This window comes from Halopseudomonas xinjiangensis, from assembly GCF_900104945.1.
Lineage (GTDB): Bacteria > Pseudomonadota > Gammaproteobacteria > Pseudomonadales > Pseudomonadaceae > Halopseudomonas > Halopseudomonas xinjiangensis.
The window spans coordinates 1,553,540-1,574,419 of the sequence record NZ_LT629736.1 but is presented as its reverse complement, the minus strand read 5'-3'; the positions used below and the strand labels follow the sequence as shown (position 1 = coordinate 1,574,419).

Here is a 20,880-nt window from a genome sequence, read left to right as displayed (position 1 = left end):
TCCGCTATCCGCTATCCGCTATCCGGGCGATCGGCAGATTCTGCGGCTCGCCTACCAAGGATGCAGACTCCGCCGAGGCCATCGCCAGCGTGAATATGGATTCGACGACGAGGATCCAGCCGGTGAGGTAAGGCCCCAGCAGCCACATGAACAGCGGTGTCCGCACGAGAAAGGCGGCGATGGTCTGTTTGTACCAGACGGGCGCCTGGCCGAGAAAATTGCCCGCGAGGGCCGGTAGGATGGCGCTGGCCATGAATTGAAGTCCTGTCCCTAGGTTGAGGAAAGCTCTGAATGGCTCCTCGATCGCTACGGACCCGGTCCGCCGGCGGTGGTCATTCAGTGGTTCCCTCCCGCCTTCCGGCGCGCCGCGCATGATACGTCAATGCGCTCTGGGAGGGTGTCGCGAGTGTAGCTGGCGAAATGTGACGGTGGGCATGCCAAGGATGGCCGCGGCTTGTTATAGTCCTCGGCAACAAAAAAGAGCAGTGTCCGGCAGTGCGCGACCGGCAGCGATTATCGTTGTGGCTGGCGGGCTCGGCAATGCCCCTTCAGGAGTAGTCCGAATGACCGATTACAAGTCGCTGCGCGTTACGCAGCAGGACCGGATCGCCCATATCCAGATAAACCGTCCCGGTAAGGTCAATGCAATGGATTCGGCTTTCTGGACCGATATAATCACCGCGTTTCAATGGGTCGATACGACCGATACGATTCGGGTCGTGGTCATTTCCGGTGCGGGCGACCACTTCTCGGCGGGCATCGATCTGTCTTTGCTGGCGCAGGCTGCAGGTCGGATGGGTAACGACATCGGCCGCAACGCCGAGGTGATTCGCGGCAATATCCTGCGGCTTCAGGACTCGTTCAACGCTGTGGATCGTTGTCGCAAGCCGGTCATCGCCGCCATCCATGGCTATTGCCTGGGCGGTGCGATCGATCTGATCTCCGCCTGCGACATGCGCTACTCCACGGCCGACGCGCGGTTCGGTATCAAGGAAATCGACATGGGAATGGCTGCCGACGTCGGCACGCTGCAGCGATTGCCGCACCTCATAGGCGATGGCATCATGCGGGAACTGGCCTATACCGGGCGCGTCTTCGACGGTTGTGAAGCCGAGCGTATCGGGCTGGTCAATCGGGTGCATGACAACCATCAGCAATTGATGGAGCGGGTCATGGTGATCGCCAGCGACATCGCTTCCAAGTCGCCTCTGGCCATCCGCGGGACCAAGGAGATGATTCGTTACGCGCGCGACCATAGCGTCGAGGATGGCCTGAACTATATCGCTAGCTGGAATGCGGCTATGCTGCAATCCGAGGATTTGAAGGTGGCCATGGCGGCGCATATGACGAAGACAACGGCGTCGTTCGCCGATTGAACGGCCTGGAACCTGATAACAGGGACGGTGGGAGACGGAATGCGATGTTAACGGGTGCCACATCACTTGATCTTGTCAGGGACGAACTCTTCGCCAGTATCGGCGAAGTAGAGGATCTGCTTCAGCAGTTCCTCGACGATCGTCATAACGGCAGCCTGATGCAGCGGGCTATCGAAGGACTCCAACAACTGCGCGGCACGTTCGCTCTGATCGAAATGCACGGAGCCGCCTTGCTGCTGAACGAAATGGTCGCGCTCGCCACCGATGTGCCCGAGCACGACGGCACCGAGCGCAACGCGCCCTTGTCGGCCCTGTGCGACAGCCTATTTTTGCTGGAACGATACATCGAGCAAAGCAGGCAAGCGGGTTACGAGCAGCCAGAACTATTCATTCCGACGATCAATGATCTGCGTAAGCATCGCTCCGACGCCGAGCCTCTGGCACAGAGTCATTTCTATCGCCTGGAAGCATCGAGCCTGCCCGCCGCAGTACGTGCCGTTTGCGGCGATGGTCTGGAAAAGCATGTCTTCAACCGGCTCCGGCAGATGTATCAGCTCGGTCTGCTCGGCCTGCTCCGTGATGATGGCATAGGCGCTTCCACGCCTTTGATGCAGCGCGCGTTGCAGCGCTGGGAAGCCAATCTGCCTTCACAGCCAGCAACCCTGTGCTGGGTGGCCTCCGCCGCAATCGAGGCGATCGAGGAAACGCCGCTGCATCTGACGATGCAGCGCAAGCGGCTGTTCGCTCAGGTGGATCGCGAAGTAAAACAATACGCCAGCCAGCCTGTAGACGATGTCGAGCCGGCACGGTCGCTGTTGCGCGAGCTGCTGTATCTCGTGGCGCTGGCAGGCCCTCAGTGCCAGCGCTGTAGCGAGGTCAAGGCAGCCTTCGACTTGCCCCTCCCCGGCTATTCCGAGCAGGAACTTCTCCAGGCTTTCGATCGACTGCGCGGACCGGGTGTCGACGTGATGCGCTCGGTAGCCGAAGCGCTGCGCGAGGAAGTCAGTGCGATCAAGGACTTGCTCGATCTCCTGGCGCGTAATGCCAGCGACCCGGAGCCGGCCCTGGAAACGCTGGACGGCGCGCTGCAGAAACTATGGAAAACCTTGGGCATGCTCGAGCTGCAAGACGTATCCGATGTCGTTCGTCGCTGCGTCGGCCGGCTCGAACGCTGGCAGCCAGGCGATCAGACCGTACTGGAGGAGGTAGCTGACGCGGTATTGCAGGCCGAGATGGCGGTGAATCGTCTTGACGGTCAGGGCGACACGCGGGGCAGAGCAGGCGAGTCAGGAAACGCCGGCGAGCCGGTCGAGCTCAAGGAGGCGCGCATCGTCCTTATCGAGGAATCTCAGGCGGGACTGGCATTGGCCAAGCGCTCTGTCACGGCCTACATGGAGTCCGGCAGCGATACCATGCATCTGATGAACGTACCGTCATCGCTCGAAACCGTTCGTGGCGGGCTTATCTTCCTCGGGATGACACGGGCGGCAAGTATCATTCATCTCGCAGCACGGTTCATCCAGGAAAGCATGCTTGAACGCAAGGAAGAACCTCAACCGCAGCAGCTTGAAGTGCTGGCCGATGCACTGACCGGAATCGAGTTTTATCTGGAATCCGCCGAGCGTTCTTCGGTCGCCACCGCCGACGTGCTGACATTGGCGGAAGATAGCCTCGCCGAGCTCGGCTACAGCATCAATGAGGCGGGCTGATATGTCCGGCATTCGTAATCGTTTCGTTCCGGCGAACGGATCGGACTTCGATGCGTCCACCGGCTGGGTGGTCGTATACCACCAACAGAGCTTTGCCATGTATGACGGCCAGCTGCTGCATGAGCCGGATATGGCGCGCTTCATGGGCGATGTCGAAACAAGACTGCTGCTGGGATATCTTGACGGCAAGCCGTGTCAGCTGGTGCGGTTGAGCGTGCCGGCTGAGCTGCCCGGGGTAAGCTGGCACGGGTTGCGTGGATTGATCGGCCAGGTGGACGACGCGACTTTCCGCCTGCTCGGTCTGGCACAGCAACTTGACGCCTGGCATGACTCGCACCGGTTCTGTGGGCGGTGCGGGCAGGGCATGCAGCCGCGCGGCGACGAGCGTGCCATGGAATGCATGCATTGCGGCCTGCGCCAGTATCCAAAGCTGGCACCCTGCATCATCGTGTTGATCACCCGCGGAGAAGAAGTGTTGCTTGCCCGGTCCCCGCATTTCCGACCCGGCTTCTTCAGCACCCTCGCGGGCTTCATAGAGCCTGGCGAGTCGGCCGAAGAGTGCCTGCATCGTGAAGTGCAAGAAGAGGTCGGTGTCACTGTCGACAATCTCGAATATCTGGGAAGCCAGAACTGGCCGTTCCCCAATTCTCTGATGCTGGGCTTCCATGCCCGCTATGTGAGCGGCGATATCGTTCCGCAGCCCGGCGAGATAGAAGAGGCGAACTGGTACCACGTGGATGAACTGCCGGGCATTCCGCCCCGCGGTACCATCTCGCGTTGGCTGATCGATTGTCACCTGTCGCGTCTGCGCGGTCTGCCACTCCCACCGATTCCTGCCTGAACTTCCCCGAGGATCCGATGCAATATTATGGTCTGGCCGGCTTGCTGACGCTGATTGCACTTGCGGTGCTCGTCCTTGCGTTGCGCCTGGGCGGTCGGTTGGGCTGGTTCATCCCCTGGTTGCGCGGCAACCTGGTTCTGTTGCTGCTTGGTTTGGCAGTGGCGGTCTGCCTCGCGGCTGTTGATATCGCCCGTTTTCGGGCATTGAGCGAAGCTGGGCAAGCCGCGACGCTGGGGCTGCGTGAGCTCGCCCCGCAGCGCTTCGAAGCGCATGTGCAGACGCAAGATGGTGCGCACGTGCTGATCTTGCATGGCGACATGTGGGAGTTGGACGTTCAGGTGTTGCGCTGGGAAGGCGTGGCGGAGCTGCTCGGGCTCGCGGATGGCTATCGCTTGAACAGGCTTTCCGGGAGATTCGTTGCATTGGAACAGCAGGAAGCCGCTGCGGCGGCACAACCGTCCGATCTGAATGAGACGCCTGCCTGGAGAGATGTCTGGCGCTGGCTGGATCAATTGCACGAGCCGCGCCTGGTTCAGGCTGATGCCTTCGTCGTGCGCTTCATGCCGCTTGTCGATGGTGCGCGATATGCTTTGGAGATTGGCCCGACCGGCCTGACACCGGTTCCAGTCAACGAAAAAGCTGAACGACACTTCCAATCGAACTGAATCAACCGGACTGAGTCCGCCGGCCCGAAGGCCGGCGTTCAGTATCAGGCGAGCATGCCGCCATCTACGTTGATCGCTGCGCCAGTGGTGTAGCTCGACGCATCGCTGACCAGATACAGCACGGTCCCAGCCATTTCCGACGGATCTGCCGCACGGCGTAGCGGAATGCGCTGCAGTGCATGCTTGAGAATCGAGTCGTTGGTGGTTAGGGCCGAGGCGAACTTGGTGTCGGTCAAGCCTGGGAGCAAGGCATTGCAACGAATGCCGAATTGAGCGCATTCCTTGGCGAATACTTTGGTCATGTTGATCACGGCCGCCTTGGTGATGGAGTAGATGCCCTGCATGTCGCCCGGAACCATGCCGTTGACCGATGCAACGTTGAGGATAGCGCCGCCACCGTTTTCGCGCATCAATTTACCTGCCTCGACCGACATGAAGAAATAGCCGCGGATGTTCACATCTACGGTTTTCTGGAATGCGGTGAGATCGGTGTCGAGGACGTTGCCGAAATAGGGATTGGTGGCCGCGTTGTTGACCAGAATATCCAGCTTGCCGAATTCGCTGCGGATCTTGGCGACGGTGTCAGTGATCTGGCTCATTTCGCCGATATGACACGCCATTGCGGTGGCTTTCCCGCCTGCGGCGGTGATTGCGTTGGCCACTTCCTGGCAGCCCTCGATCTTGCGGCTGGTCACGATGACATGCGCACCCTGTTGGGCCAGAAGCTTGGCGATCGACTCGCCGATGCCGCGGCTGGCGCCGGTAACCAGTGCTACTTTGCCGTCGAGATCGAACAGTTGAGTCTTTTCCATGGGGGGTCCTTTATTCAGCGGCTCAAAGAGCCGATTTGCCGATGACGGACAAGCTGACCTGTTCGAGCAGCTTGTTCATGTGAATGAAAGAGGCGAAGCGTTTGTCCTGCGTCTGGCCGTGGTAGAACCGGTAGTAGATCTGCTGGACGATCCCGGCCAGTCGGAACAGGCCGTAGGTGTAGTAATAGTCGAGGTTGTCGATGGTGATGCCGGCACGCTCGGCATAATAGTCAGCGAATTCCTGACGGGTCAGCATGCCTGGAGCGTGGCTTGGCTGGCGACGGATCAGTTGCATCGGCTGCGGATCCCCGGCTTCGATCCAGTACGCGAGGGTGTTGCCAAGGTCCATCAGCGGATCGCCGATCGTGGTCATCTCCCAATCCAGCACGCCGATGATCTGCATCGGGTTTTGCGGGTCGAGAATGACATTGTCGAAGCGGTAGTCGTTATGGACAATGCCCGGCTTGTGATGGTCGGCAGGCATCTTGTCACGCAGCCAAGACATGACGGGGCCCCAGCTTGGCGCGTCAGGCGTCGCAGCTTTCTGATAACGATCGATCCAGCCCTCGATCTGACGTTGCACGTAGCCTTCCGGCTTGCCCAGGTCCGACAAACCGCAGGCAGCGTAATCGACGTTGTGCAGATCGACGAACTTGTCGATGAAGCTTTTGCACAGTTCGCGCGTTTGCGCTTCGTCCAGCCCCAGTTCGGGCGGCAGCTCCGAGCGCAAGATCACGCCCTGGACGCGCTCCATTACATAGAACTCCGCCCCGATGACCGACTCGTCAGTGCAGTGGGCGTACGCCTTCGGGCAGTAAGGGAAGCCTTCTTTAAGCTGGTTCAGGATCCGGTATTCCCGGCCCATGTCATGCGCCGACTTGGCTTTCTTTCCAAACGGTGGGCGCCGCAGAACGAATTCCTGCTCCGGATAGGCAACCAGGTAAGTCAGGTTGGATGCGCCACCCGGGAACTGGCGTATCGTGGGTATGCCATGCAGGCCATCGATCTGGCTCTTGAGATAACGGTCGACGGCATCGACGTCCAGCTCTTCACCCTCGCGGATGGTGCTGGCCTGATCGGTCAGAGTCATGGTTTTCCTTATGATGGTCGTTTCGAACAATCAGTTAATCTAATGCAGGGTGCGGATCGCGAACAAGCTCGAACAGCTGTTTGATTCCCCTTATCAGATTGCGTGTTGGAACTAGATTGGCTGGGTCAATGCCCAGCGATCCCGCGGGCAAAAAAAACCGGAGCAGGGCTCCGGCTTTTCTTTGCAGGCTTTTTAAGCCGGGAACAGCTCGCCCAGCTTCAGGGCCAACATCATGTCGCCCTCGGCGCGCAGCTTGCCGGCCATGAAAGCCTGCATGCCGTCGGTCTCGCCGGAGATAACGCCGTTCAGCGTGTCGCTGTCCATGATCAAGGTGACGTTGGGGTTTTCGGCGTCGCCTTTCTGTGCATCACAGGTGCCGTCCTTGACCTTCACGAAGAAATTGTCGTCGTCTTCGATGTTGAACTGGAACACCAGATTCAGACCCTGCGCGGCGGCCGGGTTGAACTTGGATTCCATGTTGTTGATGATCTGATCAGTAGTCATTGGCCCTGTTCCTATATTTGCTTGGTGGACGGCGACGGCTTCGTCACCTGATGATTATCTGTAGGTCACCCACTCGGACCGCTGGTGGACATCAAGGTGAGCCTGGCTATTGAAGGAAGCCAGACTGAGCTTGTCCCTACGGTATTGTAGACGGCTCACAGAGGTATTCACGATTTGCCAGTTCAGCTCGAAGGCGCTTGTGGCCGGCATTCCCGTGATCAGTTGCACGGCGGCGGTGATCATGCCGCCCGATGTGAAGATGGCGATAGTCTGGCCGCGCTCCGCTTCTTCCATGACGCGCTTGAGTCCGTCGCGAACCCCCGCAACGAACTGCGGCCAACTCTGACAGTCGGCAGGGCAATTTTCATCGGTGATCCAGGACGTGATGACCTGACTGAATACCTTCTGAAACTCCTTGCGATGCTGGCCGGCGTTTTCCACGAAATGCTTCGCGTCCGGCTGAGTCTCGAGGATCCGCGGCAGATAGGTATGCATGACCTCGTCAGACCGATATTCGTTGAACCCGGTATCGATCGAGATCTCCCGCGTGGGGGCATCGGCCATCTGCGCCAGGGCGTGGTGGCATGTATCGATCTGCCGTTTCATGTTACCGGCATAGCAGCGATCGAAGCGTACGTTCAGCTTGTTGAGATACTCGCCAAGCAATTTGGACTGCTTGATGCCAACCGGAGAGAGTACGTCGTAGTCCTCGGCGCCGAGGGAAGCTTGACCGTGACGGATGAGATAGATGCTGCCCACGTATTGTTATGCCTGTCCGGAAAATGTCTCACTGAGGGTATGGGCGGGCCCATATCCTGTCAACCGAAAATCATACAACCGTTTGAATCGAGACGGCACCGGTCGGTCCCAGCCGTTCGTCCATCCTGTATGCTTGGTTCAGTCACTTTTGCGGGAGATTCATGCGTGGAATGGTTAGCCGATTACGGAATGTTCCTGGCCAAGGCAGCGACAGTGCTGCTGGCGTTGGTCGTGTTGCTGGTGATGATCGTCTCTCTGAAGGATCGACACCGTCGACCGGATGGTGCGCTGTCGGTCAATAAGGTCAACGAGCAAATCGCTCGCATGACCGAGCGGCTTGCCCAGTCGGTGCTGGACAAAAAAGGGTTCAAGCTGAGACAGAAGGGTCGCAAGCTCGACGCCAAAAGCCGAAGCAAGAGCGCTGAAGAGCGGAGCAGGGTGTTCGTGTTGTGCTTCGATGGCGACATCAAGGCAAGCGCGGTCGATCATCTACGCCATGAGATTACTGCAGTGCTCGAAATGGCACGTGCCGAGGATGAAGTCGTCGTCAAACTGGAGAGTGGCGGCGGGATGGTCCATGCTTACGGTCTTGCCGCTTCCCAGTTGGTCCGTATCCGCGAAGCCGGAATCCCGCTTACTGTCTGTGTCGACAAGGTCGCGGCGAGCGGGGGTTACATGATGGCCTGCATCGGTGACCGGCTCCTGGCGGCACCCTTTGCCATGCTCGGATCGATCGGCGTGGTGGCGCAGCTGCCGAACTTTCACAAGATCCTGAAGAAGCATGACGTTGACTACGAAATGCTTACAGCCGGCGAGTACAAGCGCACCCTGACCGTGTTCGGTGAAAACACCGAAAAAGGTCGGGAGAAGTTTCGCGAGGATCTGGAAAACATTCATCGGTTGTTCAAAAATTTTGTCAGCCGCTACCGACCGCAGCTGAATGTCGATGAGGTCGCAACCGGCGAAGTATGGTTCGGCATCGAGGCACAGGAGATCAAGCTGGCAGACGAGGTGCAGACCAGCGACGAATACATCACTCGACGTGTCCGTGAAGCGGATGTGTTCGAGGTCAACTACGTGACGCGCAAACGCATGCAGGACAAGCTGGCTGGTGGTTTCACCGGCATCATCGACCGCCTGCTGGTCGTCTGGGCTTCACGCTTTCACAACCAGAAATTTTGGTAGGAGCCCACATGTCAGAATTCAAGGCCCTGGTAGTCAGCGAAGAACAAGGCCGCTATGTTTCGAACGTGGTCACGCGCCGCGTAGAGGATCTGCCTGAAGGAGAAGTTCTGATACGGGTGAAATACTCGTCGCTGAATTTCAAGGACGCATTGTCTGCAAGCGGTAACAAGGGCGTCACCCGCCAATATCCGCATACCCCGGGGATCGATGCGGCCGGCGTGGTCGAATCCAGCTCTGTGTCTGAACTGAAAGCCGGCGATGAAGTGATCGTCACCGGATATGATCTGGGGATGAATACTGCAGGCGGCTACGGCCAGTACATCCGGGTCCCTGCCGGCTGGGTTCTCAAACGCCCGGATGGCCTGACGTTGCGCGAAAGCATGCTGCTGGGCACTGCTGGCCTCACCGCCGCCCTGTGTATCGACAAGCTCGAGCAGGGCGGCATGATCACCGGCCAGGGCCCGATATTGGTTACTGGCGCAACCGGGGGTGTCGGTAGTATTGCCGTGGCGATGCTCGCCGGCCTGGGTTATGAAGTTGCCGCCGCAACCGGCAAGGCGTCGCAAGCCGACTTTCTGAAGAAGCTGGGTGCGACGACTATCGTCGAGCGCTCCGAGCTTGAGGCGGGCAAGGAGAAACCGCTACTCAAGGAGCGCTGGGCCGGTGGAGTGGACACTGTCGGTGGCGACATTCTGTTCAACGTAGTGAAATCACTGCGTTACGGAGCGACCGTAGCCTGCTGCGGCCTGACAGCCGGTACCGGTTTCCAGGGCAGTGTCCTGCCGTTCATCCTGCGCAACGTGAACCTGATGGGCATCGACTCAGTAGAGCAGCCGCTGGTGGTGAAAGCTTCGATGTGGGATAGACTGTCGGTCCAGTGGAAGACCGATCTGAGCTCTATCGAGCATGAGGTCGGGCTTGATGAGCTTCCCCAACAGATCGAAACGATCCTGGGTGGACAAATGGTCGGTCGGGTAATCGTCAACCTGGGTTGACCGGAGGCGGCCTTGGCAGCCAGGGCCGCTGGCACACGCTTATCCTTCTGCTGCTGCCATTGCCCGTTCTACCTGGGCGACCATGTCGTCCACGTCCGCCTCTTTGACCGGTTCGAGGTCACCGCGAAGGATTCTCAGCGCATAGCGTTCCTCGTCGATCTCTTCAGCAGACCGGAAGCCCATCTGGTGAAACAGCTTCATCGGCGCGCACCGGCCTTGAACGGCGTGCTGCATCAGAAACCCTGTGGCGCCTGCAGGCAGTAGCAGCCAGTACTTGCTGCGGAACAAGCTCATCAAGGTTCCCGCACCGGCCAGCGCTGCTGCGTTGGCTTCGAGCAGGCGTTCGATGCTCCATTCCTTGTCCAATTCGTGCAGGCGCTGATTGATTAGGCGCGGGTTGGCCACGTAATACAGCAGGTTGGCCTCGAGCCGCTCGCGGTTGAGCGGGCCGGTCTCTTCTGAAGACTGGGCTACGGGGGATGAAGGCTGGGCACGCATGGGTTTCTCCTGATGACAAGACGCATGCGAGTTGGACAGCGGAAGACAGAGGGTCGTTCGGTAGGGAAAAGAAGAACATAGCTGGCGCGGCGAACCTCGCCAGCTATGTGTAACGACTCAGCCGCGGCGACGAAACAGCGGCAGAGGCTGGTCGGTAGCGGCTTGGTAGGTTTCCGAGAAGTCCTTGAGGCTCTCAAGTGCCTCGTACGGATCGCGATCGGCACGGACTGCAAAGGCATCGAAGCCGCAGCGCTTCATGTAGAACAGCTGGTCACGCAGAACATCGCCGATGGCGCGTACTTCGCCTTTGTACCCATAGCGATCGCGCAGCAGACGTGCCGTCGAGAAATGGCGCCCGTCGCTGAACACGGGGAAGTTCAGCGCCACGACCTGGAAGTACTCCAGCTCGTCGGCGATGCACTCGATCTCTTCGTCGCTATCCAGCCACACGCCCAGGCCGCCATCGCGGACCTTCAACGCATGGCTGTGCTCGAGCCACAGTCCCATCGGCACCAGCAGGTCATCGCTGTTGGACAGGCCTTCGAGCGTGGCGTCCTTGGGTAGCAGATGCCAGGTTTCATCGACGACCTGGTCGTTCTTAATTATTCGCTGCATAAACGCGCTCCTTGAACGGATCCATGCCGATACGCTGGAAGGTGTCGATGAATTGCTCTTCCGCTGTGCGCTGTTCGACGTAGACGTCGACAACCTTCTGGATCACTCCTGGCATCTGGTCGGCAGCGAAGGATGGGCCGAGAATCTGGCCGATCGCCGCATTGCGCCCGCTGTTACCGCCGAGCGATACCTGATAGAACTCTGCACCTTTCTTGTCCACACCAAGCACGCCGATATGGCCGACGTGGTGATGACCGCAGGCGTTCATGCACCCGGAGATGTTCAGGTCGACGTCGCCAATGTCGTGCAGGTAATCCAGATCATCGAAGGTGCGCTGGATAGCCTCGGCGATCGGAATCGACTTGGCGTTTGCCAGTGAGCAGAAGTCCCCGCCCGGGCAGCAGATGATGTCAGTGAGCAGGCCGATGTTGGGTGTGGCGAAGCCCTGATCGCGGCATACCTGCCACAGCGAGTAAAGTTCGGACTGACGCACGTCGGCCAGGACCAGGTTCTGCTGGTGCGTTACCCGCAGCTCGCCGAAGCTGAACTGGTCGGCGAGGTCCGCAGCTGCTTCCAGCTGCTTGTCGGTGGCGTCGCCGGGCGCTACAGCGGTTGGCTTGAGTGACAGCGTCACAGCGGCGTAACCGGGCACCTTGTGAGCATGCACGTTGCGCATGGCCCAGTTGTTGAAACCCTTGTCGCTCTCGCGCATGGCCAGGTACGTCGCGTCATCACCGTCCAGCTGCGCGTAGGCAGGGGCGGTGAAGTGGGCGCTCACCCGCTCGAACTCGTCCTGAGTCAGGGTGGCAGGGCCATCCTTGGTATGGACCCACTCGGCTTCGACTTTTTCAGCGAAGGCAGCGGGAGTGAGCGCTTTCACCAGTATCTTGATCCGCGCCTTGTACTTGTTGTCACGGCGACCATAGCGGTTGTACACACGCAGAATGGCGTCGAGGTAGGTAAGCAGATGCTGCCAGGGCAGGAACGCACGGATTTCCGAACCGACCATCGGCGTACGACCAAGCCCGCCGCCGACGAGCACGCGGAAGCCGACTTCGCCAGCATCGTTCTTGACGACATTCAGGCCGATATCGTGGACGCCGATCGCTGCGCGATCTGCTTCGGCACCGTTGACGGCAATCTTGAACTTGCGCGGCAGGAAAGCGAATTCCGGATGAAAGGTCGACCACTGGCGAATGACTTCGCACCACGGGCGCGGGTCGACAATTTCGTCTGCTGCGACGCCGGCGAACTGGTCAGTAGTGGTGTTGCGGATGCAGTTGCCGCTGGTCTGGATCGCGTGCATCTGCACCTCGGCCAGATGCGCAAGAATGTCCGGAACCTCTTCCAGGCTCGGCCAGTTGAACTGGACGTTCTGTCGGGTGCTGAAGTGCGCGTAGCCCTTGTCGTATTCACGCGCGATGAACGCGAGCTTGCGCATCTGCCGGGAGGAGATCAGGCCATAGGGAATGGCGATGCGCAACATGGGTGCATACCGCTGAATATACAGGCCATTCTGCAGGCGCAGCGGCAGGAATTCCGGGTCGCTCAGTTCGCCGGCAAGATAGCGGCGGGTCTGATCGCGGAACTGCTTGACGCGGTCCTCCACGATCCGTTGATCATACTCGTCGTAGATATACATGCTGACAACCTGTTCTGGGGGCGCTGCCCCTTGTCTAACAATGGCTCGGCCCTACCGGGCTTCGGAAGCGCGCAGACGATAGCAGTTTTCCGATATGCACAAAAGGAATGTTTATCTATATGTTTAGATGGAAAACGCAGCTTTCCGGGCGCTTGTGCTGGCAGGGGGATTGGGCTTTACTAGCTAGGGTAGGTAACGCGCTCACAAGGTGCAACAACAATAAGAGGAACACCTATGAACGACCATGAAACGCATCAGCAGCACGACTCCGACAGTTATCTGGACGCCTTTGCGGCGGTAGCGCTGATTCTCATCGCGGTGGTCGCCGCGGTTTTCTGGATCAGCCAGCAATAGCTCATCAGCCTGCCATAGCCTGGCCGGTCAGACTCCGGCCAGATGCAGAATCAGTTTGACCACTCCGAGAATGCCCAGCACGAACAGCGCAGTAAAGGCGATCCCTAGGACGATGAAATGACTCGGCTTGCCGTGGGTGAAATCGCGTTCCCGCGCCTTGTTGCTTTGCACGCCAAGGGCAGCGAACAGTACGCTGACTACCGTGTCGCGAAAGCGCATTCCCTGTTGCTGGTTCTGTTGTTCTTGGTCTGCCATCTCCAAACCTCCTTCGGTCTGCTCTCAGCATAGCTGGATCAGATGCAGATGTCCGCCCAGTGTCGGCGGCGCCACATGATCGCGAAGATCAGCGATGTAACGGCACGGTATCCGCTTTGCAGCAGCCAGATGGAGAGTAGCCCGCCCCCGAGTACCGGACCGGCGAGATAGGCGCACGGCAGGAACAGCAACCATTGGCTGCCGAGGTTTACCCCCATGACGGTGCGGCTCGCTCCCGCCCCCAGCAGCGCCTGAGTCAGCACCAGCGCCGTCGCGTCCAGCGTCATGCCCAGTCCCGTGATGCGCAGCGGCCAGTCGCCCAGGGCGAGGAGCTGTGCGTCGTGAGTGAACAGGCCGAGCACCGCCTGCGGTGCAAGCCAGAAAGGCAGCCCGAGCAGGAAAAGCGCGCACCCAGCGACCCGCACCACATCCCAGCCCCAGCGGTAGGCTTCGTCGGGCTCTCGCTCGCCAAGGCTATGACTGACCAGGGTGGCCGCAGCCATGCCCATACCCACGCCAGGCAGAATCAGAAACAGCGCCAGATTGATCAGTACATGAGCGATGGCCAGTTCCTGCGTGCCAATCTGACCAATAATCCAGAACAGCGTGGTGATGCCGGTCGCGAAGAGAAACTGCTGCAGCGAATTGGGTATCGTCAATGCGAGGAGGTTACGCAACCGTTTCATTCTCGGGCGTCTACGCAGGAACCCATGCCTGCGTGCCGAGCGGTGCGTGATCAGAAAATGGGTTGCGCAGCCGACGAGCATGGCTATGCAGGTACCTAGCCCGGAGCCCGCTGCGCCCATTTCAGGCAGGCCGTAGCGACCGAAAATCAAACCGTAGCTGACCGTAATGTTGAGCACATGCATGCCCAGCAGGATCAGCAGATAGGTCCCGGACTGGCGAATACCATTCCAGTAGCCGCGAAAGGCGAAGTTCGCGCCGACAGCGATGATTGCCAAGGTGCGCCAACGGAAATAGTCCGCGCCAATGCCGGCTACTTCCGGGTCTTCGGCAAGAAGACCGATGATCCGCTCGGCGTTGAACCAGCATACAAAGGTCAAGGGAACGGCAAACAGCGCGACGATGAGCAACCCGTCATTCAAGGGCGTGGCGATCTGGCCGACATTGCCCTCGCCATGACGCCGCGCGACCATGGCCTGGACCCCAGCGCCCAGGCCCATCACCAGGGCGATGGCCATGAAATTGGCGTAGCTACCCAGACCTACGCCCGCCAGCGCTGCGCTGCCGAGACTGCCGACCATAGCCGCGTCGACCAGATTGAGCAGGCTTTGGCTAAGCATGCCGCCCATGATCGGCAATCCCAGAAGCGCGATGCTTCTGAGCCGATCACGGGCAGGCAGAAGGGTCATGGGGCGGGGTCGTAACCGAGGTTCGGTGACAACCAGCGTTCGGTGACCTGCAGCGTTTGTCCTTTGCGCTGGCTATAGGATTCCACCTGATCCCGATCGATCTTGCCCACTGCAAAGTACTGGCTCTGTGGATGGGCAAAGTACCAGCCGCTGACCGAAGCAGCGGGGAACATCGCGAAATGTTCCGTGAGCTCTACGCCGGACTCGCCGCGAGGATCAAGGAGCGCAAAAAGTGCCTCTTTCTCGGTGTGGTCGGGGCAGGCGGGATAACCCGGCGCGGGGCGGATGCCGCGATACTTCTCGCGGATCAGCGCATCCTTGTCCAGTGTCTCGTCCGTGGCGTAGCCCCAATGCTCGCGCCGAACGCGCTCGTGCAGCCACTCGGCACAGGCTTCAGCGAGGCGATCGGCGAGTGCCTTGACCATGATCGCGTTGTAGTCGTCACCTTTGGCCTGGTACTCGACCGCTACTTCCTCGGCGCCAATGCCTGCGGTGGTGATGAAGCCGCCGACATAGTCGGTCAGGCCGGAGTCTTGGGGGGCGACGAAGTCGGCGAGCGAGAAGTTCGGTTTGCCGTCAGGTTTGATCGTCTGCTGACGAAGGTGGTGCAGCCGCTGCGAAGGCTGACCGGCGTCGTCGAACAGTTGGATATCGTCGTTATCCACCTGGTTCGCTGGCCAGAAGCCGAACACGGCACGAGCCTTGATCAGCTTTTCGTCGATCAGCTTGTGGAGAATGGCCTGCGCATCGTCGAATAGCGAACGAGCGGCCTCGCCGATAATCTCGTCATCGAAGATGCGCGGATATTTGCCGGCCAGTTCCCAGGAGATGAAAAAAGGTGTCCAGTCGATGTACTCAACCAGCGTATGAAGATCGATATTGTCGAGTATTTTAACGCCAGTGAACGAGGGTGCCGGTGGCTCGTATGCTGCCCAGTCGATCACCGGCTTGCGCTGCAGCGCATCGGCATAGGACAGGCGTTCGGTGCGGGCACTACGGCTAGCGGTGCGCTCGCGCACCACGGCGTAGTCCTCGCGGATCTTGGTGATGTAATCCGGCTTGATTTCCTTCGACAGCAGGCTGGTGGCTACCCCCACCGCACGTGAGGCATCGGTTACGTAAATCACCGCGTCGTTGCTGTACTGCGGCTCGATTTTTACCGCGGTGTGGGCCTTCGACGTCGTCGCACCGCCGATAAGAAGGGGCAGCTTGAAGCCTTGGCGCTGCATTTCCTTGGCGACGTGCACCATTTCATCCAGCGACGGTGTGATCAGCCCGGACAGACCGATGATGTCGCACTTCTCGGCAATGGCTGTTTGCAGGATTTTCTCTGCCGGCACCATTACGCCCAGATCGACCACGTCGTAACCGTTACAGCCGAGCACTACGCCGACGATGTTCTTGCCGATATCGTGGACGTCACCCTTAACCGTGGCCATCAGGATCTTGCCCTTGGGCTCGGGGTTATCACCTTTTTCCGCTTCGATGAAGGGAATCAGGTGGCCGACGGCTTGCTTCATCACACGGGCTGACTTCACCACCTGGGGCAGGAACATCTTGCCGGCGCCGAACAGATCGCCGACTACGTTCATGCCGGACATCAACGGCCCTTCGATAACCTCGATCGGGCGGGCATAGGCCTGACGCGCCTCTTCGGTGTCTTCGATGATCCAGGTAGTGATGCCCTTCACCAATGAATGCTCGAGGCGCTTGCTGACGTCCCAGCTGCGCCATTCCTCGCTTTCCGCTTCCTTGACGCTGCCGTCGCCCTTGTACTTGTCGGCGATCGCCAGTAGTGCCTCCGTGCCGCCTTTCGAGCGGTTGAGCACCACGTCCTCGACGATTTCGCGCAGCTCCGTCGGGATCTGGTCGTAAATCTCCAGCTGACCCGCGTTGACGATACCCATGTTGAGGCCGTTGCGGATCGCGTGGTAGAGGAACACCGAGTGGATCGCTTCACGAACCGGATTGTTGCCACGGAAGGAGAACGAAACGTTGGAAACCCCGCCGGAGGTCAGAGCGTGAGGCAGTTCATCGCGGATGTAGGCACAGGCGTTGATGAAGTCGACTGCGTAGTTGTTGTGCTCCTCGATGCCTGTAGCGATCGCGAAGATGTTTGGGTCGAAGATGATATCTTCCGGCGCAAAGCCGACTTCGTTGACGAGAATGTCGTAGGAGCGCTTGCAGATTTCCTTCTTGCGCGCCTCGGTATCAGCCTGGCCCTTTTCGTCGAAGGCCATGACAACCACAGCGGCGCCGTAGCGCTTGCACAAGCGGGCCTGCTGGCGGAATTGGTCCTCGCCTTCCTTCATGGAAATCGAGTTGACGATACCCTTGCCCTGAATGCATTTGAGACCGGCCTCGATGACTTCCCACTTGGAGGAATCGATCATGATCGGCACGCGAGCGATATCGGGTTCGCCGGCAATCAGGTTGAGGAAGGTGACCATGGCCGCCTTAGAATCGAGCATCCCCTCGTCCATGTTGATGTCGATGATCTGCGCGCCGGCTTCGACCTGCTGCAACGCTACTTCCAGCGCTTCGCTGTAGTTGTCTTCCCGTATCAGCCGGGCGAACTTGGCGCTCCCGGTGATGTTGGTGCGCTCGCCTACGTTGACGAAGAGCGAGCTGCGATCGATGGTGAACGGCTCGAGGCCGGACAACCGGCAGGCCGGCGCAATGGTCGGGATGGTGCGGGGCGGATACTTGGCCACCGCCCGGGCAATCGCTTCGATGTGCTCGGGCGCTGTACCGCAACAACCGCCTACGATGTTCAGGAAGCCCGCGGCGGCAAATTCCTCGACGACCGCGGCCATCTGCTCAGGAGTTTCGTCGTACTCGCCGAAGGCATTCGGCAATCCCGCGTTGGGGTGGGCCGAGACGTAGGTATCCGCCTTGCCGGACAGCTCTTCCAGATACGGACGTAGCTCTTTCGCGCCGAGCGCGCAGTTGAGTCCAACCGAAATCGGCTTCGCATGGCGCACCGAGTTCCAGAATGCCTCGGTAGTCTGGCCCGACAGCGTGCGGCCAGAGGCGTCGGTGATGGTGCCCGAGATCATGATCGGCAACTCCACGCCGAGGTCCTCGAAGGCCTGCTGCACGGCGAAGATCGCCGCCTTGGCATTCAGCGTGTCGAAGATGGTCTCGATCAGGATTAGGTCAGCGCCGCCTTCGATCAGTCCCCGGGTCGAGCTCACGTAGTCCTCGACCAGTTGATCGAAACTGATGTTGCGATAACCCGGATTGTTCACGTCCGGAGAGATCGAACAGGTGCGGCTGGTCGGGCCGAGTACGCCGGCAACGAAACGCGGTTTGTCGGGTGTCTCTGTGGTCTTCTCATCGCACACCTGACGGGCGAGGCGGGCGCCTTCCACGTTCAGTTCGTAGGCCAGGTCCTGCATGCCGTAATCGGCCTGAGAGACTCGGGTGGCGTTGAAGGTGTTGGTTTCGATGATGTCGGCGCCCGCGTCGAGATAGGCGCGCTCGATCGCCGCGATCTTGTTCGGCTGGCTCAGGATCAACAGGTCGTTGTTGCCCTTCAGGTCGCTCGGCCAGTCAGCGAAACGCTCGCCGCGGTAGTCCGCTTCTTCGAGCCGGTAGCTCTGGATCATGGTCCCCATGCCACCGTCCAGAATCAGGATACGCTGGCGCAGGGCGTCGCGCAGGGCGGTCAGGCGGGTGGTCAAATCAGGCATGTGGAGCTCCGGTAATGCACATCGAAAAGCCGGCTAGCTTAGCAGAAGCGGGGCGAATGCTGAACGATTGCCCTATCACGTCCTGTGATTGCCTCCCTGAGAGGGTGCAGGAACTTTCGATTCGCCTCTGGTCGTAATTTGAGCAGCCATCCATTTCAGCAGGAGGTCGATATGAGTAATTCCCTTAAAGGCAAGCGAGTCGCGTTGTTGGTTACCGACGGCTTTGAACAGGTCGAGATGACTTCTCCGCGTGACGCGCTTCGTGAGGCAGGCGCGATCGCCGATATCATTTCAGCCAAATCTGGCGAGGTGCAGGGGTGGAATCACACGGATCCCGCCGACACCTTTACCGTGGACCGGACCTTCGATGCCACACATGCGGACGACTACGACGCCGTGGTGCTCCCCGGTGGCGTGGTAAACGGTGACAATATCCGTTTGCACGATCTGGCCAAGTCGCTGCTGAAGAACGTAGCCAAGGCCAACAAGCCGATCGCGGTCATCTGTCATGGGGCCTGGATCCTGGCGTCAGCCGACCTGGTCAAGGGCAAGAAGATGACCAGCTGGCCTTCGCTCGCCGACGATCTGCGAAACGCAGGCGCAGAATGGGTCGATCAGGAAGTGGTGGTCGACGGTAATCTGATCAGCAGTCGTAAGCCGGACGATCTCGATGCGTTCAACCGGGCGCTCATTGATAAGCTCGCGGCCTGATCGGTCTGTCGGTCGCCGCCGCAGGGTGGCGGCCGACGTCTTTAATCGGTGCTTGCGCAATACCCTACTAAATCAGTAAGGCTTTATTCGCGCCCGCGAATCCCTTACACTGGCCGCCATAGTCACTGCTCAAGAGGCGTTACATGGCAGGCATTCATTTCACCGAAGGTGCCGAAAAATATCTGGCCGATCTGCTTTCCAAACAGGATTCGACCGGCATCGGCATTCGTGTGTTCATCACTCAACCCGGCACCCCCTATGCCGAGACGTGCATCGCGTACTGCAAGCCCGGCGAGGAAAAGCCGGAAGATCGGCTGATGCCGCTGGACTCCTTCAACGTCTGGATCGATGCGGTCAGCGAGCCGTTTCTCGAAGACGCGCTAGTCGATTACGCCACCGACCGAATGGGTGGTCAGCTCACCATTAAGGCACCCAACGCTAAAGTTCCGATGGTGAATGACGATAGCCCTCTCAACGAGCGCATCAATTATCTGCTGCAGACCGAAATCAATCCCGGTCTGGCCAGTCACGGCGGTGAAGTGAAACTGGTCGACGTTGTCGAAGGCGGGGTCGCCATTCTTCAGTTCGGAGGCGGTTGCCAGGGTTGCGGCATGGTCGATGTGACGCTCAAGGAAGGCATCGAGAAGACGCTGGTTGCGCGAATTCCGGAACTGACTGCGGTACGTGACGTGACCGACCACACGGTCAAGGAAAACGCCTACTACTGATTGATCAGCCATGGACGCCCGGCGGTCAGGCCGACGCCAAGACGCTAATTTCTGTGGTAGCGTTAGGCCATTAATGATTTAGCTAGTGAGAGGCGTTGTCATGGCTGGAGTTCTGGATTCTGTCAATCAGCGTACCCGGCTGGTCGGTGAAAACCGCCTGGAGATATTGCTGTTCAAGCTGTCGGCGCATCAACAGCTGTTTGCGCTGAACGTGTTCAAGATCCGTGAGGTCTTGCAAATGCCGGCATTGACGCAGATGCCGCAACGGCATCCCCATGTAGTCGGCGTCACGCATTTACGTGGACAGACCATTCCGGTCATCGATTTGTCAGCCGCTATCGGGTTGCGGCCGCTGCCGGTCACTCCGCAAAGTACCGTCATCGTGACCGAGTACAACCGGTCGGTGCAGGCATTCCTCGTCGGTAGTGTCGAACGGATCATGAACCTGAACTGGGACACCGTGCAGCCACCGCCGCGTGGCGCAGGCCGCTCGCATTACCTGACCGCCATTACTCGCCTGGAAGACCAGCGCCTGGTCGAGATCATCGACGTGGAGAAAGTGTTGGCGGAGATCGTTCCGTTCAATACCCGCGTCAGCGCGGATCTGCTCGACGATGCCTTGCTGGACAAGGCGCGGGGTAGGGAAGTACTTCTGGTCGATGATTCGCCAACCGGTATCAACCAGTTGCGCGAGACGCTGTCGCAGCTGAACCTGACGATGCATGTAGCCACTGACGGCCTGCGAGCGTTGAACCAGCTGAAAGCCTGGGCTGATGCGGACGAACATTTCTCGGAGCGTCTCCTCATGGTCATCACCGATGCAGAAATGCCCGAAATGGACGGCTACAGGCTAACCGCGGAGATCCGCAAGGACCCGCGGTTGCAGGATCTGTATGTCGTTTTGCATACCTCGCTTTCAGGCAACTTCAACAAGGCGATGGTGGAAAAAGTCGGCTGCGACGGGTTCCTGTCCAAATTCCAGCCTGATCAACTGGTCGAGGTTGTCCGCGAGCGGCTCAAGCGTCTGGACAACTGACCGCACGCCTAGGCCGCAACGCCTGGATTCCGGATGC

21 protein-coding genes are annotated in these 20,880 nt (G+C 59.4%); 9 read left to right on the top strand and 12 right to left on the bottom strand.

What is annotated here, in order from left to right; genetic code table 11:
• Nucleotides 1-4: 4 nt before the first annotated feature.
• Nucleotides 5-253 carry a hypothetical protein gene (locus BLT85_RS07210; RefSeq protein WP_093392628.1) on the bottom strand — a complete coding sequence of 83 codons (249 nt, stop codon included), beginning with the start codon at nucleotides 251-253 and terminating at the stop codon, nucleotides 5-7.
• Between the two features lie 310 nt (nucleotides 254-563).
• Here BLT85_RS07210 and BLT85_RS07205 point away from each other — a divergent pair, with 310 nt between their 5' ends.
• Complete coding sequence (locus BLT85_RS07205; RefSeq protein ID WP_093392625.1) at nucleotides 564-1,376, top strand: crotonase/enoyl-CoA hydratase family protein; 813 nt, start codon at nucleotides 564-566, stop codon at nucleotides 1,374-1,376.
• Nucleotides 1,377-1,438: 62 nt separating this feature from the next.
• Here BLT85_RS07205 and BLT85_RS16730 read toward each other — a convergent pair whose 3' ends face one another.
• Nucleotides 1,439-1,597 (bottom strand): hypothetical protein, encoded by a 159-nt coding sequence (locus tag BLT85_RS16730; protein ID WP_172829819.1) that lies wholly within the window; start codon nucleotides 1,595-1,597, stop codon nucleotides 1,439-1,441.
• A gap of 9 nt (nucleotides 1,598-1,606) precedes the next feature.
• Between BLT85_RS16730 and BLT85_RS07200 the strand changes: the two genes are divergently transcribed.
• Genes BLT85_RS07200 through BLT85_RS07190 form a run of 3 tightly spaced genes read left to right on the top strand, consistent with a single transcriptional unit; the run spans nucleotide 1,607 to nucleotide 4,591 of the window.
• On the top strand, nucleotides 1,607-3,085 hold the full coding sequence (locus BLT85_RS07200) for a hypothetical protein (RefSeq protein ID WP_093392623.1): 1,479 nt from the start codon (nucleotides 1,607-1,609) through the stop codon (nucleotides 3,083-3,085).
• 1 nt (nucleotide 3,086) lies between these two features.
• Nucleotides 3,087-3,926, top strand: a complete 840-nt coding sequence (gene nudC, locus BLT85_RS07195) for an NAD(+) diphosphatase (RefSeq protein WP_093392621.1) — start codon at nucleotides 3,087-3,089, stop codon at nucleotides 3,924-3,926.
• Between the two features lie 17 nt (nucleotides 3,927-3,943).
• Complete coding sequence (locus tag BLT85_RS07190) at nucleotides 3,944-4,591, top strand: hypothetical protein (protein ID WP_093392619.1); 648 nt, start codon at nucleotides 3,944-3,946, stop codon at nucleotides 4,589-4,591.
• Nucleotides 4,592-4,635: 44 nt separating this feature from the next.
• Here BLT85_RS07190 and BLT85_RS07185 read toward each other — a convergent pair whose 3' ends face one another.
• The 4 genes from BLT85_RS07185 to BLT85_RS07170 form a co-directional block, all read right to left on the bottom strand.
• Nucleotides 4,636-5,403: an SDR family oxidoreductase gene (locus BLT85_RS07185; RefSeq protein WP_093392617.1), complete on the bottom strand. Its 768-nt coding sequence runs from the start codon at nucleotides 5,401-5,403 to the stop codon at nucleotides 4,636-4,638.
• 22 nt (nucleotides 5,404-5,425) lie between these two features.
• On the bottom strand, nucleotides 5,426-6,493 hold the full coding sequence (locus tag BLT85_RS07180; protein ID WP_093392615.1) for a phosphotransferase family protein: 1,068 nt from the start codon (nucleotides 6,491-6,493) through the stop codon (nucleotides 5,426-5,428).
• A gap of 192 nt (nucleotides 6,494-6,685) precedes the next feature.
• Entirely contained in the window at nucleotides 6,686-6,997 is a 312-nt protein-coding gene (locus tag BLT85_RS07175) for an SCP2 sterol-binding domain-containing protein (RefSeq protein WP_093392613.1), read from the bottom strand.
• 54 nt (nucleotides 6,998-7,051) lie between these two features.
• Nucleotides 7,052-7,756, bottom strand: a complete 705-nt coding sequence (locus BLT85_RS07170) for a histidine phosphatase family protein (RefSeq protein ID WP_093392611.1) — start codon at nucleotides 7,754-7,756, stop codon at nucleotides 7,052-7,054.
• Nucleotides 7,757-7,921: 165 nt separating this feature from the next.
• Here BLT85_RS07170 and sohB point away from each other — a divergent pair, with 165 nt between their 5' ends.
• Together sohB and BLT85_RS07160 are read left to right on the top strand one after the other, a co-directional pair.
• On the top strand, nucleotides 7,922-8,941 hold the full coding sequence (sohB, locus tag BLT85_RS07165) for a protease SohB (protein WP_093392609.1): 1,020 nt from the start codon (nucleotides 7,922-7,924) through the stop codon (nucleotides 8,939-8,941).
• 8 nt (nucleotides 8,942-8,949) lie between these two features.
• Nucleotides 8,950-9,936 (top strand): YhdH/YhfP family quinone oxidoreductase, encoded by a 987-nt coding sequence (locus BLT85_RS07160; protein ID WP_093392607.1) that lies wholly within the window; start codon nucleotides 8,950-8,952, stop codon nucleotides 9,934-9,936.
• Nucleotides 9,937-9,975: 39 nt separating this feature from the next.
• Here BLT85_RS07160 and BLT85_RS07155 read toward each other — a convergent pair whose 3' ends face one another.
• The 6 genes from BLT85_RS07155 to metH form a co-directional block, all read right to left on the bottom strand.
• A complete protein-coding gene (locus BLT85_RS07155; protein ID WP_093392605.1) occupies nucleotides 9,976-10,434 on the bottom strand; it encodes a hypothetical protein in 459 nt (152 codons plus the stop codon).
• Nucleotides 10,435-10,551: 117 nt separating this feature from the next.
• Nucleotides 10,552-11,049: a DUF934 domain-containing protein gene (locus BLT85_RS07150; RefSeq protein ID WP_093392603.1), complete on the bottom strand. Its 498-nt coding sequence runs from the start codon at nucleotides 11,047-11,049 to the stop codon at nucleotides 10,552-10,554.
• The gene (locus BLT85_RS07145) at nucleotides 11,033-12,691 is read right to left on the bottom strand and encodes a nitrite/sulfite reductase (RefSeq protein WP_093392601.1); all 1,659 of its coding nucleotides are present in this window, start codon (nucleotides 12,689-12,691) and stop codon (nucleotides 11,033-11,035) included. The genes BLT85_RS07150 and BLT85_RS07145 overlap by 17 nt, the downstream gene beginning before the upstream one ends.
• A 381-nt stretch (nucleotides 12,692-13,072) precedes the next feature.
• Nucleotides 13,073-13,300 carry a DUF2970 domain-containing protein gene (locus BLT85_RS07140; RefSeq protein ID WP_093392599.1) on the bottom strand — a complete coding sequence of 76 codons (228 nt, stop codon included), beginning with the start codon at nucleotides 13,298-13,300 and terminating at the stop codon, nucleotides 13,073-13,075.
• Nucleotides 13,301-13,338: 38 nt separating this feature from the next.
• Nucleotides 13,339-14,673 carry an MATE family efflux transporter gene (locus BLT85_RS07135; RefSeq protein ID WP_231701555.1) on the bottom strand — a complete coding sequence of 445 codons (1,335 nt, stop codon included), beginning with the start codon at nucleotides 14,671-14,673 and terminating at the stop codon, nucleotides 13,339-13,341.
• A complete protein-coding gene (gene metH / locus BLT85_RS07130; RefSeq protein WP_093392597.1) occupies nucleotides 14,670-18,368 on the bottom strand; it encodes a methionine synthase in 3,699 nt (1,232 codons plus the stop codon). The genes BLT85_RS07135 and metH overlap by 4 nt, the downstream gene beginning before the upstream one ends.
• Nucleotides 18,369-18,539: 171 nt before the next feature.
• Between metH and BLT85_RS07125 the strand changes: the two genes are divergently transcribed.
• The 3 genes from BLT85_RS07125 to BLT85_RS07115 all read left to right on the top strand — a co-directional run bounded on the left by BLT85_RS07125 (nucleotide 18,540) and on the right by BLT85_RS07115 (nucleotide 20,843).
• The gene (locus BLT85_RS07125; RefSeq protein ID WP_093392595.1) at nucleotides 18,540-19,079 is read left to right on the top strand and encodes a type 1 glutamine amidotransferase domain-containing protein; all 540 of its coding nucleotides are present in this window, start codon (nucleotides 18,540-18,542) and stop codon (nucleotides 19,077-19,079) included.
• A gap of 143 nt (nucleotides 19,080-19,222) precedes the next feature.
• A complete protein-coding gene (gene nfuA, locus BLT85_RS07120; protein ID WP_093392593.1) occupies nucleotides 19,223-19,807 on the top strand; it encodes a Fe-S biogenesis protein NfuA in 585 nt (194 codons plus the stop codon).
• Nucleotides 19,808-19,907: 100 nt separating this feature from the next.
• Nucleotides 19,908-20,843 (top strand): chemotaxis protein CheV, encoded by a 936-nt coding sequence (locus tag BLT85_RS07115; protein ID WP_093392591.1) that lies wholly within the window; start codon nucleotides 19,908-19,910, stop codon nucleotides 20,841-20,843.
• Nucleotides 20,844-20,880 lie beyond the last annotated feature (37 nt).

Excerpts from the sequence above, each read along its gene's own strand:
- BLT85_RS07150 (WP_093392603.1), bottom strand. The coding sequence starts at position 11,049 with ATGCAGCGAATAATTAAGAACGACCAGGTCGTCGATGAAACCTGGCAT.
- BLT85_RS07145 (WP_093392601.1), bottom strand. The coding sequence starts at position 12,691 with ATGTATATCTACGACGAGTATGATCAACGGATCGTGGAGGACCGCGTC.
- nfuA (WP_093392593.1), top strand. The coding sequence starts at position 19,223 with ATGGCAGGCATTCATTTCACCGAAGGTGCCGAAAAATATCTGGCCGAT.
- BLT85_RS07115 (WP_093392591.1), top strand. The coding sequence starts at position 19,908 with ATGGCTGGAGTTCTGGATTCTGTCAATCAGCGTACCCGGCTGGTCGGT.
- BLT85_RS07155 (WP_093392605.1), bottom strand. The coding sequence starts at position 10,434 with ATGCGTGCCCAGCCTTCATCCCCCGTAGCCCAGTCTTCAGAAGAGACC.
- nudC (WP_093392621.1), top strand. The coding sequence starts at position 3,087 with ATGTCCGGCATTCGTAATCGTTTCGTTCCGGCGAACGGATCGGACTTC.
- BLT85_RS07140 (WP_093392599.1), bottom strand. The coding sequence starts at position 13,300 with ATGGCAGACCAAGAACAACAGAACCAGCAACAGGGAATGCGCTTTCGC.
- BLT85_RS07210 (WP_093392628.1), bottom strand. The coding sequence starts at position 253 with ATGGCCAGCGCCATCCTACCGGCCCTCGCGGGCAATTTTCTCGGCCAG.
- metH (WP_093392597.1), bottom strand. The coding sequence starts at position 18,368 with ATGCCTGATTTGACCACCCGCCTGACCGCCCTGCGCGACGCCCTGCGC.
- BLT85_RS07135 (WP_231701555.1), bottom strand. The coding sequence starts at position 14,673 with ATGACCCTTCTGCCTGCCCGTGATCGGCTCAGAAGCATCGCGCTTCTG.
- BLT85_RS07185 (WP_093392617.1), bottom strand. The coding sequence starts at position 5,403 with ATGGAAAAGACTCAACTGTTCGATCTCGACGGCAAAGTAGCACTGGTT.
- BLT85_RS07160 (WP_093392607.1), top strand. The coding sequence starts at position 8,950 with ATGTCAGAATTCAAGGCCCTGGTAGTCAGCGAAGAACAAGGCCGCTAT.
- BLT85_RS07190 (WP_093392619.1), top strand. The coding sequence starts at position 3,944 with ATGCAATATTATGGTCTGGCCGGCTTGCTGACGCTGATTGCACTTGCG.
- BLT85_RS07180 (WP_093392615.1), bottom strand. The coding sequence starts at position 6,493 with ATGACTCTGACCGATCAGGCCAGCACCATCCGCGAGGGTGAAGAGCTG.
- BLT85_RS07205 (WP_093392625.1), top strand. The coding sequence starts at position 564 with ATGACCGATTACAAGTCGCTGCGCGTTACGCAGCAGGACCGGATCGCC.
- BLT85_RS07175 (WP_093392613.1), bottom strand. The coding sequence starts at position 6,997 with ATGACTACTGATCAGATCATCAACAACATGGAATCCAAGTTCAACCCG.
- BLT85_RS07125 (WP_093392595.1), top strand. The coding sequence starts at position 18,540 with ATGAGTAATTCCCTTAAAGGCAAGCGAGTCGCGTTGTTGGTTACCGAC.